Origin of the sequence: Gemmatimonas sp., assembly GCF_041689975.1 — a bacterium.
Lineage (GTDB): Bacteria > Gemmatimonadota > Gemmatimonadetes > Gemmatimonadales > Gemmatimonadaceae > Gemmatimonas.
Genome location: NZ_JBDNFF010000351.1, coordinates 1 through 12,064, shown reverse-complemented (window position 1 = coordinate 12,064; position 12,064 = coordinate 1). Strand labels below are relative to the sequence as shown.

The 12,064-nt window shown below is 65.0% G+C and carries 14 protein-coding genes; 4 read left to right on the top strand and 10 right to left on the bottom strand.

What is annotated here, in order from left to right:
* From ACESNG_RS20770 to ACESNG_RS20730, 9 genes are all read right to left on the bottom strand, one after another.
* On the bottom strand, nucleotides 1-501 hold a 501-nt coding region (locus ACESNG_RS20770; protein ID WP_373070647.1), incomplete at its 3' end, for a hypothetical protein.
* Between the two features lie 33 nt (nucleotides 502-534).
* Nucleotides 535-1,617, bottom strand: coding sequence for a hypothetical protein (locus ACESNG_RS20765; RefSeq protein ID WP_373070645.1), 1,083 nt, complete (start codon nucleotides 1,615-1,617; stop codon nucleotides 535-537).
* A gap of 138 nt (nucleotides 1,618-1,755) precedes the next feature.
* Entirely contained in the window at nucleotides 1,756-2,385 is a 630-nt protein-coding gene (locus ACESNG_RS20760) for a zinc ribbon domain-containing protein (RefSeq protein ID WP_373058609.1), read from the bottom strand.
* 5 nt (nucleotides 2,386-2,390) lie between these two features.
* Nucleotides 2,391-2,573: a hypothetical protein gene (locus tag ACESNG_RS20755; protein ID WP_373058607.1), complete on the bottom strand. Its 183-nt coding sequence runs from the start codon at nucleotides 2,571-2,573 to the stop codon at nucleotides 2,391-2,393.
* Between the two features lie 40 nt (nucleotides 2,574-2,613).
* Nucleotides 2,614-3,252 carry a ribonuclease H gene (locus ACESNG_RS20750; RefSeq protein ID WP_373058605.1) on the bottom strand — a complete coding sequence of 213 codons (639 nt, stop codon included), beginning with the start codon at nucleotides 3,250-3,252 and terminating at the stop codon, nucleotides 2,614-2,616.
* The gene (locus ACESNG_RS20745) at nucleotides 3,249-3,464 is read right to left on the bottom strand and encodes a hypothetical protein (RefSeq protein ID WP_373058603.1); all 216 of its coding nucleotides are present in this window, start codon (nucleotides 3,462-3,464) and stop codon (nucleotides 3,249-3,251) included. Before ACESNG_RS20745 ends, ACESNG_RS20750 begins: the two co-directional genes overlap by 4 nt.
* 192 nt (nucleotides 3,465-3,656) lie before the next feature.
* Nucleotides 3,657-4,811 (bottom strand): ArgE/DapE family deacylase, encoded by a 1,155-nt coding sequence (locus ACESNG_RS20740; protein WP_373058601.1) that lies wholly within the window; start codon nucleotides 4,809-4,811, stop codon nucleotides 3,657-3,659.
* A 10-nt stretch (nucleotides 4,812-4,821) separates the two neighbouring features.
* Entirely contained in the window at nucleotides 4,822-5,634 is an 813-nt protein-coding gene (locus ACESNG_RS20735) for a hypothetical protein (RefSeq protein ID WP_373070643.1), read from the bottom strand.
* 126 nt (nucleotides 5,635-5,760) lie between these two features.
* Nucleotides 5,761-6,714, bottom strand: coding sequence for a hypothetical protein (locus ACESNG_RS20730; RefSeq protein ID WP_373070641.1), 954 nt, complete (start codon nucleotides 6,712-6,714; stop codon nucleotides 5,761-5,763).
* A 280-nt stretch (nucleotides 6,715-6,994) separates the two neighbouring features.
* Between ACESNG_RS20730 and ACESNG_RS20725 the strand changes: the two genes are divergently transcribed.
* The 3 genes from ACESNG_RS20725 (at nucleotide 6,995) to ACESNG_RS20715 (ending at nucleotide 9,270) form a co-directional block, all read left to right on the top strand.
* Nucleotides 6,995-8,137: a CaiB/BaiF CoA transferase family protein gene (locus ACESNG_RS20725; RefSeq protein ID WP_373070639.1), complete on the top strand. Its 1,143-nt coding sequence runs from the start codon at nucleotides 6,995-6,997 to the stop codon at nucleotides 8,135-8,137.
* Nucleotides 8,138-8,251: 114 nt separating this feature from the next.
* The gene (locus tag ACESNG_RS20720) at nucleotides 8,252-8,812 is read left to right on the top strand and encodes an RNA polymerase sigma factor (protein WP_230981178.1); all 561 of its coding nucleotides are present in this window, start codon (nucleotides 8,252-8,254) and stop codon (nucleotides 8,810-8,812) included.
* Nucleotides 8,812-9,270, top strand: coding sequence for a hypothetical protein (locus ACESNG_RS20715; protein WP_373070637.1), 459 nt, complete (start codon nucleotides 8,812-8,814; stop codon nucleotides 9,268-9,270). The genes ACESNG_RS20720 and ACESNG_RS20715 overlap by 1 nt, the downstream gene beginning before the upstream one ends.
* A gap of 140 nt (nucleotides 9,271-9,410) precedes the next feature.
* On the opposite strand, the gene lpdA is transcribed toward ACESNG_RS20715, so the two are convergent.
* Nucleotides 9,411-10,823: a dihydrolipoyl dehydrogenase gene (gene lpdA / locus ACESNG_RS20710; protein ID WP_373060179.1), complete on the bottom strand. Its 1,413-nt coding sequence runs from the start codon at nucleotides 10,821-10,823 to the stop codon at nucleotides 9,411-9,413.
* A gap of 177 nt (nucleotides 10,824-11,000) precedes the next feature.
* Here lpdA and ACESNG_RS20705 point away from each other — a divergent pair.
* Nucleotides 11,001-12,064, top strand: a 1,064-nt coding sequence (locus ACESNG_RS20705; protein ID WP_373070635.1) for an outer membrane beta-barrel protein, incomplete at its 3' end; no start/stop codon positions are given.

Sequence of the window (12,064 nt, the reverse complement as noted above, 5' to 3'; positions counted from 1 at the left end):
GATGTCCGCGTCGAGTCGGACCACGCTACGCGTGTTGTCGACTGCCGTCACGCTGGCCGTCATCTGATCCACGCGCACGAGATCCAAGCGGCGGCCGCCCACGCCGAACGAGCGGAGAAAGTTGCCGAACGGATCGTGACGAGGCTCCCAGCTCTGCCGATCGCCAATGCGACGACGGGTCGAGAGCGACTCCATGCGCGGCATCCACGCATCGAGACGGCGCAGAATGTCGTCCGGCGTACCAGGGACCGTGCGCTGAGCGCCCAGCGCGGCCGGCCCCAGACTATCGAGCATCGGGCCCGATTCTGTCTCGGACATCGGCAGACGCGCCCGTTCTTCGGCGATCGCCTGCCGCACATGCGCCAGATCGAGCCCGACTTCCTTGGCGATCTCGAGCAGACGCTCCTCCGAGACGCTCTCGGCGCCCTCAGGGGTCGTCGTTTGCAGCTCGCTCGCGCGGGCAAGCACGCGCTCGAGCGCGGTGCGCGGAATGTCAGCCATGGATCCGGGAAGCCTGAAGGATACGAGTCGGCATCATATGCCACTCAAAATAATGTCGATCTGTCGCTGCAGCGCATCGCGAATAGCAAGCGGCAGCGCAAAGGTGCGATCGAACGTGGAATTGGCCTCGGCGGCGGTGGCGCGAATGCCCGCCTGCGCGAGATAGAAGCGCACGTACCCGTCACGTAGTTCCGGGGCGATAATCGCCAGCAGCATCGCCCCGGACTGCACCTGGCCCATCGAGACATAACGGTCGGCGGCGCCCGCACGCTGCTCGGCCGGCGTCGTGTTGTCCGTCACGACCGTACCGACCAACGAGCCGGTCACCTCGTGCGCCAGCACGTACAACACCTGTACCGCGTCTTCGCTGCGCGCCGGGAAGGGCACGGCCACCATCGTCTGTCTGTTCGGGCCGGCCGCGGTGCGCCCTTCGCCGCCGATCGGCAGCGACAACAGCAGGTCACCCTGCCGTTGCGACGTGTTGTTCAGGAACCGTTCGAACTTCGTGCGATACACCTGCTGCCAAAGGCTATCCACCGAGGTGATCACCGACGCGCGGGTGCGAACCAAGCGCGAATGCTCGGCGTTGAAGAATCGCTCCTGTTCGTCGATCACTCCGGCCAGAAACAGTCGCAGCCACTCGCGGTCGGCCGACGCCGGAAACATCGACGCGATCAACGCCACGCGGGCTTGCGTCTCGCGATCAGGAGCCCGTCGCGGGTCGCCCTCGAATTGCAGGAAGCGTTCGAGCGCGTACTTCATGGCGTCCCAGTTCGAGAACTCGAACGGGAGAAACTGCGCCTGCAGATAGCCGCCAGCTCCCGGCAAGCGCTTCGCGAGGGTCGCGCGATTGGCGTCGAGACTCGTGAGCACATTGCGTTGGTTCTTCACGACCACCAGTGAATCGCGATAGCCATTCCGATACAACCGTACGCGCGCTGTGTCTTCGCTGATCAGGGCAAAGGCATGCAACCAGAGATCGATATGCTCGACCGTCCGTACGGGCCAGCGCAACGCGGGCTGTGTAAGCGGCACGGAAGGCGATCCACCGGCCGCCGTCGCGCCCGTCGGGCCACCAGGCGCTCCTACGGGAATCGCCGACGTGCACGCGGACACGGACCCGAACACAGCGCAGAGGCCGAAGGCCGATGCGGTACGCCGCGAACGTTGAATGAATGAACGGACCGGAAAAACGTGAGGCATACACGAGTATACACCTCACGTCATCGACCGGATTCACCCAGCGGTGCGAAACTAGCCGGCGCGGCGGATCGGTGTCGCGATATCGGGGAGATCTGCGCTCCGACCGCACGTCACGCAGAAGCGCCAGTTGATGTCGAGCTCGGTGCTGCAGGCGGGGCACTGCCGCTTGGTCAAGTCCATCCCGCAGTGCGGGCAGAAGGTCATGGGCCGGATCTCCGGCAGCCGATTCCCGCAGTAACGACAGCCGCACGGATTGATCGCATGCTTGGCGCCAAGCCTGGCCTCAGCCGTGCGGTCGCTGATGTCGGTCGTCGGCGGGGTCGCCATTCGCTCCGTGCCGACCGCGTTCGCCGGCTGGGTCAGCTGCAGCGATGTCGTGGCCCAAGCCCGCACCAGTGACATCGACGGTGACGGCGACGCCAAGGCCTGCGTGCAGGCGACCCGCAGCTCCGCGTCGGTCTGCAGATAGTCGCGCTCACCGGCGATCAGCCGGAGCACGGTGCGCTCGAACGCGTCGGCACCACCGTCGGCCATCTCACGGCGCGCCTCGCGGAAGGGCAGAAGCCGTTCCTCGAGATCGGTGAGCGTGAAGCCTTGCGTCAGGAGATGCGGATACTGCGTGCGAACCGTACGCGAGAGGCGGAAGGCAAGTCGATCGAGATCGTCCAACGAGCGCGACACGACGGTCACTTTCCGTCGGCTGCCTGGTAACGCTTGTCCACGTCGTTTCCCATACGCTCGCGCGTCTCACCGCCGATGCGATCGAGTACGCGCTCAGTGATGTTCTTTTCGTTCGCTTGGGCGTCTTTCCAGCCGTAGCCGTAGCCGATCGCTACGCCGACCGCGAGGATGAGGAGATACTTAGACATGAGCGTCCGGAGTTGGACCGGCACTCGTGCGCCGGAGTTCCTACGTCATCCGACGCGCGGTCTTGACCCCGGGTAACGCCGGAGACGGCGTGAAAACGTCAGCCGCCGGAAATGGTGACAGTGGTGCCCGCTTGGTGTTGGCCCGCACCGGCTGCGCCGCCCACCACTCCTCGAACGACGACACCACAAGGCCGTCGGAGCGATCCTGCACGGCGGCTGCCCGGGTCGCGAGATGGTTGGCATACTCGTTCTGCGGATGGCCAGCGTGCCCCTTCACCCAAGCCCACTGGGACTCGTGCATCGCGACCGCATCCACCGCCGCCTGCCACAGCTCTACGTTCTCGACCGGACCCTGCGCGCGCTTCCAGCCCCGCGCCATCCAGCCCCGCACCCACGACGTCATCCCATCCACGATGTAGCGCGAATCAGTCGTGAACAGCACCGACAGCGGATTCCCCTTCCGCGACATGGCCTGGTAGCTGTCGATCACCGAGCGCAGCGCCATCCGGTTGTTCGTGGTATCGGGTTCGGAAGCCCACAGGTCGAAGCGCTGCACCGTGCCATCCGCTTTCCGGAACTCGATCAGCGCGCCGAGTCCGCCGGGCGTATCCCCACTCTTGCCATTACCGAGACACGATTCATCCGCAAAGACCGCCACCACGGGGTACTTCGCGCTCACTTCACGATCTCCATTCTTTCCAATTCGTCCACATAGATCTCCAGCAAGCTGCCCGTACTCGGATGACGGGCCACGATGAGCTCGCGCCCGTGGTGCAGACGGAGCCGCTCGGGGATCACGAGGAACTCGCTGCCACGCCGATAGAGTTGGAGCCGAGTGCCATCGGTAATGGCGCGCTCGAGTTTGTCGTATTGGAGAACGGAGAGCTGCATAAGCAGCAAAGCTAAGGGAGCGGGCAACGGTCGCCGCCTAAACCCACCACCCAGAACACACGACCCACTACCTCACGCCAAGAGCCCACAGCCAAAAGGCCGCGGGCTGCGGGCTGCGGGCTTGAAGCGGTGGGTCGTGGGTTCTGGGTTCTGGGTCGACGGAGATCGGTTGGAAGCCGCAGGGGGCGACGCTTACCTCCCCCAGGCGGAGCAGACCGCCTCCAGTACTTCAACCGCCTTCTCCAGCTCCGCCACCTCCACCCATTCCGTGGCCGAGTGTGCGCGGGCGATATCACCAGGCCCAAAACACAGCGTCGGTATTCCCGCCTCGGCGAACAGGGCGGCATCGGTCCAGCACGACAGCCCCGCGATCTGCGGCGCGAGCCCGCTGGCGTTGCATGCTGCCTTCATCGAGGTAATCAGTGGAGCATCGAGGGCGAGGTCGAGCGGCGGCTGCGCGCACACGAGCGAGACATCGGCCTGGAATCCCGGGCGCGAGGCGGCGAGTTCGTCGCAGATCGCCCGCACATCGGCGAGGGCCTGTTTGCCCGTCTCGCCAGGAAGCGTTCGGCGTTCAACGCGCAGCGTGCAGCGTTCCGCATACGTCGACCAGCCGGTTCCTCCCACGATTGATGACGCGTGCAGCGAGGCGCGGCCGAGCAAGGGATGCACGTGCGTGGTCAGCACGTCGTGTTCGTAACGATCGAGCGCGGCCAGCAGCAGACCCGCATGACGATTGGCATCGATCCCCACGTCGTAGCGACTGCCGTGCGCCGCGTGCCCGTGCAGCACCACTTCGATCCAGGCGAATCCCTTGTGCGCCGGCGCGATCGCCATGCGCGTGGGTTCGGTGATGATCGCCCCCGTCGCGTGCAGTCCCTGCGCGAGCAGCGCACGGGTGCCGATCGACTCGTACTCTTCGTCGCAGACGGCGGTGATGATGATCTCACTGGCCAGCGCACCACGGGCCGCTGCGCGGGCAGCGGCCACGCACATGGCGGCCACGCCGCCCTTCATGTCGGTGGAACCGCGCCCGTACATATTGCCGTCGCGCACATCGGGCGCGAACGGGACGTGCGACATGCCCTCCACGCCGACGACATCGAGGTGTCCGTTGAGGACAAGCGGGGTGCGTCCCGTAGGGCCGATGCGGGCGATCACATTGGCACGACCGGGCGCGATTTCCTGCAGCGCCACCGCGAAACCCCAAGCGTTCAGCACCGCGGCCAGATGTGTGGCGCAGGCGAGTTCACCCGGCCCATCGGGCACGAGTGACGGATTGCGCGAATCGATTGCGACCAGCGAAGCGGTCAGCGCGACGGGATCGAGCGGATAACGGTACGTCACGCGGTACAGTCTAGGCGTCAGGCGAGAGCCGCGACACCTCTACGCCGGTCGAGGCGATGCGCCACGGCAGAATCTCGCCGAAGGGAGCGACGGCCTCGACCACGCGGGCCACGTCGGCCGCATCACTTACGATCATGACCGATCCGCCGCCGCTGGCGCCGAGCGCCTTGAGTCCCTGCGCACCGGCGGTTCGGGCGATTCGCTCGACTGCGTCGATCCGCTCCGTGGAGATGCGCGGATGCAGGGCGCGCTGATGGACCCAATGCTCGTCTATCAGCGCGGCGAGCGTGGTCACGTCGCCGGCGTGGAGCGCGCTTCGCATCCCACGGGCCAGTACGGCCATGCGGTCGAGTGCCTCGAGCACCCGCGGCACCCGATCGCGGTAGGCATCGAGCACCGCCGTGATCGTTTCACCGGAGATGCGCGATTCACCGGTATAAACGAGGGTGATGCGTGACTCGAGCGCGGCGGCTGCGGCCGCAGTGAGCGGAATCTGCTCCACGGTGACCGCATCGTCGAAGGTCAGCCCGAGCGCGCCACCGAAGGCAGCGGCGTAATGATCCTGACGCCCGCCGGCGATGCCGAGCTCTTCGACCTCGAGCACTCGACTCCACTCGGCGAGCCCCGCGGGACCGGCCGAACGCCCCTGTGCGCAGGCGATGGCAGCCGACAGAGCGACGCCGGCGGCCGATGATCCGCCAAGTCCGGCGCCGATCGGAAAATCGCTGGCGATGGCGACGTGCCCATCGAAGTCGGCCCGGCGCATCGCGGCGGCGACCAGCGCCATCCGGTTCTCTTCAGCGGGTCCATGGCGCAGCGTCACACGACTGCGGCGCTCGATGGCAAGGTTACATACAAAGCCACCTCGCTCTTCGGGATAGGGTGGGACATCTGTCCACCCTCCTCCGAAGTCGAGGCGACTCGGTGCCGACGCGACGAACACGTGTTGCTACTTCTTCTTGGCCGGCGCCTTCTTGGCGGGAGCCTTAGCCGGCGCTTTGGCGGGTGCCTTCGCGGGCGCCTTGGCGGGTGCCTTGGCGGGTGCCTTGGCGGGTGCCTTGGCGGGTGCCTTCGCAGGTGCCTTGGCAGGTGCCTTGGCAGGTGCCTTGGCAGGTGCCTTGGCAGGTGCCTTGGCAGGTGCCTTGGCAGGTGCCTTGGCAGGTGCCTTGGCGGGCGCCTTGGCGGGTGCCTTGGCGGGTGCCTTCGCCGCTACCTTGGCGGGGGCTTTGGTCGGCATAGCAGCTTTGGCCGGCGTCGGCGTCGGCGCCGGAGCACCAACCTTCGCCGGTGCGGAAGGTACCTTAACTTCCGCCTTCGGAGCAGGCTTCGCTTCGACTGGGGCTTCGACCACCTCGACCTTCGGAGCGGGAGGCTTCGGCGCCGGCTTAGGAGGAAGCGGAGCGTACGTCACCTTGTCCGACGGCTTTTGCGGTTCGATGCGCATGGCGGCCCGCGCCTCGAGGGCGGCTTCAGCCGCGGCCGCCGGGGCGGTGACAGCCTTGGGCAGTTGACCCAATGGAACCGGCTTGGGCGGCGGAGCCTTCGGACCCCGGATCGGCAAGGATCCGTGCTTCGCGATGTACGCGGCTTCAGCCTGCTGAATAAGCACGTCGGCTTCTTCCTGGCCCATCTGGCCGCGGCGGACCATGTAGGTGATCAGGTCGCGCGCGCTGTCGATCGCGAAGTCGCTGAGACCAGCCGCCGCCCCGATGACCTCGCGCATGGCGCCGGCCATCTTGCTTCCGGCCTCCAGGCTGATCTCGTGCGCCCGCTGCGCCATCTCGGCCGCCGTGTCGCGTGCGTCTGCAGCCCGATGCCCAGGACCACGGCGCGGAGCCGGGCTGGCAGGAGGTGCGTCACCTTCGGTGATCGTGTCGTCGTCAGCCTGCGGCAAATCGGCCATGGGTCGAACGGACTCCTTCCGCCAGCAATGGAGGTAGAGGTGGTCGCCCGACTTTTCTATGGAGGGGTACTGCTCAAGCCTCAATAGTATGGTCCACGCCCACCAGAACTGGGGTAACTATATGATTTTCAGTGATCTATGCAAGGTATACGGACGTGATTTACGTCGTGAACTGCATATTGTACACAAGGTGCGGTGTTCCTGGCGTCTTTTCCGGCAGCGTCTCGGTAGCATTATTCCTCGATTATATGGCGCCCCTAATAGGCATCTACGAAACACCATGAAGACACTACCGCTCGATGGCGTCAAAGTTGTCGATCTTTCCCGGGTGCTTGCCGGACCGCACTGCAGCATGGTACTCGGCGATCTCGGCGCTCAGATCATCAAGGTAGAGCGCGCCGGATCGGGCGACGATACCCGCGGATGGGGCCCACCGTTCGCACCGGACGGCGAATCGGCGTACTTCCTGAGCACCAATCGGAACAAGTTGTCGCTCGCCGCCGACTTCAAACTGGCCGACGATGTGGCGTTGCTGAAGGTGCTGATTGCCGAGGCCGATATCGTCATCGAGAACTTCTTACCTGGTATATTGGCTCGGTATGGGCTTGATGCTGAGCTGCTACTGGCGCGAAATCCAAGACTTGTTTGGTGCACGATCTCCGGCTTCGGCCCCCACAGCTCGCGACCCGGATACGATTTCGTCGTGCAGGCCGAAAGTGGCTGGATGGCGATCACCGGCGAGCCCGCCGGCGAACCGATCAAAGCCGGGGTCGCCTTGGTCGACCTGATAGCCGGCAAGGACGCGGCGATCGCCATTTTGGGGGCTTTGGCGGGCCGAAACCATCTCATCACGGCCGCCGATCGCCGGATCCATGTCACCCTGCGGGAGTCGGCGTTGGCGGCGCTGGCAAACGTGGCGCAGAACGCGTTGGTGTCTGGGCGCGACGCCGGCCGGTGGGGCAACGCGCACGCCAATCTGGTGCCGTACCAGCTGTTCGCCGCGGCCGACCGACCGTTTGTGCTGGCGGTGGGTGCCGATCCGCAGTGGCCCCTCGCCGCGCGCGCGTTGGGGCTCGACGACCTCGCCGCCGATCCGGCGCTCGCGACGAACGCCGGTCGCCTGGCACAGCGCGATCGAGTCGTGGCCGCGATCGCGACGGCGGTAGCCCAGCGTTCGGCAGCGACATGGATCGAGGTACTGGAGCGGGTCGGCATTCCCTGCGGCTTGGTGCGTGGCGTGCAGGAGGCGCTGCAGCAGGCTGTACAAGACGGCAGCGCGTCATCCCGCACCGGAATCGCGCCTCAGGGTCATGGTCGCGTTCGCTACGAACCGCCACGTCTTGATGAACACGGCGAACTGATTCGTAATCATCACTGGAGTGCGTTCCATCACGTGCCGATACTCCCCACCCGGCTTGCGTGACCTCCTCCGCGACCATTCGTCCTTCAAACGAGACGAACAGCGACGTTCTTTACGCTTCGTTTGTCGGAAGGGGTGTCAATACCGTTGAGACGGCGTTATCCTAGCGCCGTGACCATGACGGAAGAAGAACCCACTCCCGCAGACGTCGATTCGGACCAGGACGTCATCTCCCGCATTCTGGCGGGAGAACGCGATGCCTTCGCGATGCTGATCGGTCGGTACAGCGATCCGCTGTATCGACATGCTTTGGGTATGACGGGAAGTCCCGACGTAGCCGAAGACATTCTTCAAACATCGTTCATCAAGGCCTATCACCATCTCGGTGAAGTCCGTGGTCGATTCGATGCTTGGCTTTTTCGGATCGTTGCGAACGGGTGCAAGGACTGGCTGAAGAACATTCGGCGCACGCACCTGAGCTACGACGAAGACGACCAGCCCTCCACCTTCGCGAGTCCCGATGAGGACCTCGACCGCACGGAACTGCGGCAGGACCTCGATTCAGCCCTCGCGCAGTTGGCCCCGTCGCTTCGGGAGGCTTTCATCATGAAACATGTTGAAGGACGCTCCTACGAAGAGATGGCGGACCTCTTGGGGACAACCGTTGGAGCACTGAAGATGCGCGTGCATCGGGCACGTGAAGCCCTTCAGACTTTGCTCGAGGAGAAATACGACTGATGCTCGACCGACCTGAAGCGCACGACGACCGGAACCTCGGTCAGGATTTGCCGCAACGCGACGCCGCGCCGGTTGCTGATCGTCCTGCGGCAGATCGCGAAGTGCCGCTCCCCGGTACGGCAGCGGCGGAAGGTGGCCCAGCGCTGGTGATCCACCAGTGGCTCGATGGAGAAACCAGCGAAGCCGACGCGCGCCGCGCCGACGACAAGCAGGTGGATTTGTGGAAGATGATTTCGGCGGAAACCGACCAGCGTCGTCGCATGACGACCCCGGCCTACGTCGCCGCGATCATCATGGCGGCCATTCCTGAAGCACGCACGGAAATGAAGACGGCCACCGCGACGAACATCGCGACCGGCGCCATGGTCGAACCCAAGGCGGCGCTGGGAACAGCGATGCTCATGATGCTCTGTGCCGGGATCTTCGCGATCGGTATTGTGATTGGGACGATGCTGTAGGGCGGGACTGTAAACTGCCAACTGCTTAGGGAGCAGGGCGGAGGAAGAAGGGGCAGGGAGCAGTGAACCGCATTGAGCGGCCTGCGCCCTGCCCCCTTTCGCCTCCCTCCTGCTCCCTAAGCAGTTGGCAGTTCTTTCATTCACATGTGTATCGCTCTCCCCAGCGCGCTCAACGCAGCTTCCTTGACCGTCTCGCTGAGCGTCGGGTGCGAATGCACCGTGATGCCGATGTCTTCGGCGCTGCCGCGATATTCCATGGCCAATATCACTTCGCTGAGCAGGTCGGCCACGTGCGGGCCGATCATGTGGCAGCCGAGGATCTCGTCGGTGTCCTTGTCGACCACGAACTTCACGAAGCCGTCCGTTTCGCCCATCGTGCGTGCCTTGCCGTTCGCGCTGAACGGGAACTTACCCACCCGATACGCGCGTCCGCTGGCCTTCACCTCCTGCTCGGTGAGGCCCACCGTGGCAAGTTCGGGCGCCGTATACACGATGCCCGGGATCGTGCGGTGGTGCATGTGCACCGGCTTGCCGGCGATCACTTCCGCCGCCACGACGCCCTCTTCCTCAGCCTTGTGCGCGAGCAGCTTGCCGCCGCACACGTCGCCGATCGCATACACGCCCGGCAGGTTGGTGCGCTGCTGATCGTTCACCAGAATCTCGCCGCGCGGGCCCATTGCCAGCCCCAGCGCCGCCGCATCGATGCCGCCGGTCAGTGCCTTGCGACCCACCGACACCAGCACGTAGTCGGCGTCGAGGTGAGACGCGACGCTGTCCTTCTCCATGTGCACGCGCACGCCATCGGCATGGACATCAGCGCCGGTAACCTTGGTGCCGGTGTGTATTTGGAGCCCCTGTTTGCGGAAGATCTTGTCCGCCTCCTTCACCAGGTCGTCGTCGTTGCCGGTGAGAATGGTGGGCAGGAACTCGACCACCGTGACCTTGGCACCGAGGCGACGCCACACCGAGCCCAATTCAAGACCGATCACGCCGCCGCCCACGACCACCAGATGCTTCGGCACTTCCGGAATCGACAGCGCGCCCACATTCGACAGCACGCGTTGCTCGTCGAATGGGAGGAACGGCAGCTGCACCGGCACCGAGCCCGTGGCGATGATCACCGATGTGCCCTTCCAGTGCGACAGCGCGCCGTCGGCGGCCTTTACTTCGACCACGTTCTCTGGCAACAGCGTGCCGTAGCCCTTGGCCCACGTGATCTTGTTCTTTTTGAAGAGAAACTCGACGCCTTTCGTGTTCTGGGCCACGACGTCCAGCTTGCGCGCCATCATCGTGGGCAGGTCGATCGACGCCCCCTCCACCTTGATGCCGTGCTCGGCCGCATGAAGGCGCAGCCATTCGTATTGCTCGGAGCTCTGAAGGAGTGCCTTCGAGGGGATGCACCCGACGTTCACGCACGTGCCACCCAGCGTCTTGTCGAACTCGACGCAGGTGACGGAGAGGCCGAGTTGGGCCGCACGAATGGAGGCGACATAGCCGCCTGGGCCGCCGCCAAGCACCACGACGTCGGCAGAGTGGAGAATCGGGGAGGTCATGGCTGAAAGCTAACGGCGGGTGAGTTCGGAGTCCTGGGTTGAAGTCTCGAGTCGTGGATTCAACCCAGAACCCCAAACTTCGACTCACCACTCCAAGCTCACAAAAGACTCCAATTTCGCACCGGCCCGCGATGCCTCTCGTCACGAGAGCTGGATGCACTAGCGTTCACAGGACCTATGACTCCCTCCACCATCCTCCTCGCCGCGCGCAGCGCGATGGTCGCGGCCGTCCTCGTCGGCACCACGGAGCCAGCATCGGCGCAGCCAGTCGCCGGCGACAGCACACGGCGCGTCACGTTCGGCGCGTTCATCGATGGCGTGTACGCCTTCGACGTCAATCGTCCGCCCACACGCGACCGCGCGTTCACGACGCAGCCAGCTCGTCACAATGAGTTCAACATCAATCTCGCGTTCATCGAGGCGAAAGTGACCGGTGGTCGCGTGCGCGGCCGGCTGGCGCTGCAGGCCGGCACGTCGGTGCAATCGAACTATGCGGCCGAGCCGCGGGAGGGCCGCGTGAGTGGCGACGTCCTCGCCCGGTCGCTGCAGGAGGCGTACGCCGGCTATCAGCTCACGCCGCGGCTCTGGATCGACGGCGGCATCTTCTATTCGAACTCAGGCATGGAAGGCTGGACGAGCCGCGACAATCCGGTGTACACGCGATCACTCGTGGCCGACTACTCGCCGTACTATTCCACCGGCCTCCGCGCCACGTGGCAGGTCACGCCGGCGCTCACGGCACGCGTTGATCTGGTGAACGGATGGCAGAATATCTCCGAAAGCAACGACGACAAGAGTCTCGGTCTTCGGTTCGATCTGGCGGCCACACCGACCACCACGCTGTCGTGGTACGGCTATGCTGGTAACGAACCGGGATCGCAGCGTCGGTTATTCAACGGTGTCGGCTTCACGTCGCGCCTGGCGGATCGCCTCGATCTCCTCGCCCAGTTCGACGTCGGTGCGCAGCAGCGACGGGACAGCGTGACGCGTGTGCAAACGAGCCACGGGTGGTACGGCGCGACGCTCGTTGGTCGTCTCTGGGTGACGCCGACGTGGGCGCTTTCCGCCCGCGTCGAGCGGTTCGCTGATGGCGATGGCGTGCTGGCCACTACAGCCAGTGGCGCCCCGTTCCGGACGAATGGCGCATCGCTCGGCGTCGATGTGCGATTAGAACCGGGCGTCCTCTGGCGCACCGAGCTACGCGGCTTCGCCGCCGCCGACGCCGTGTTCCCCACCAGTCG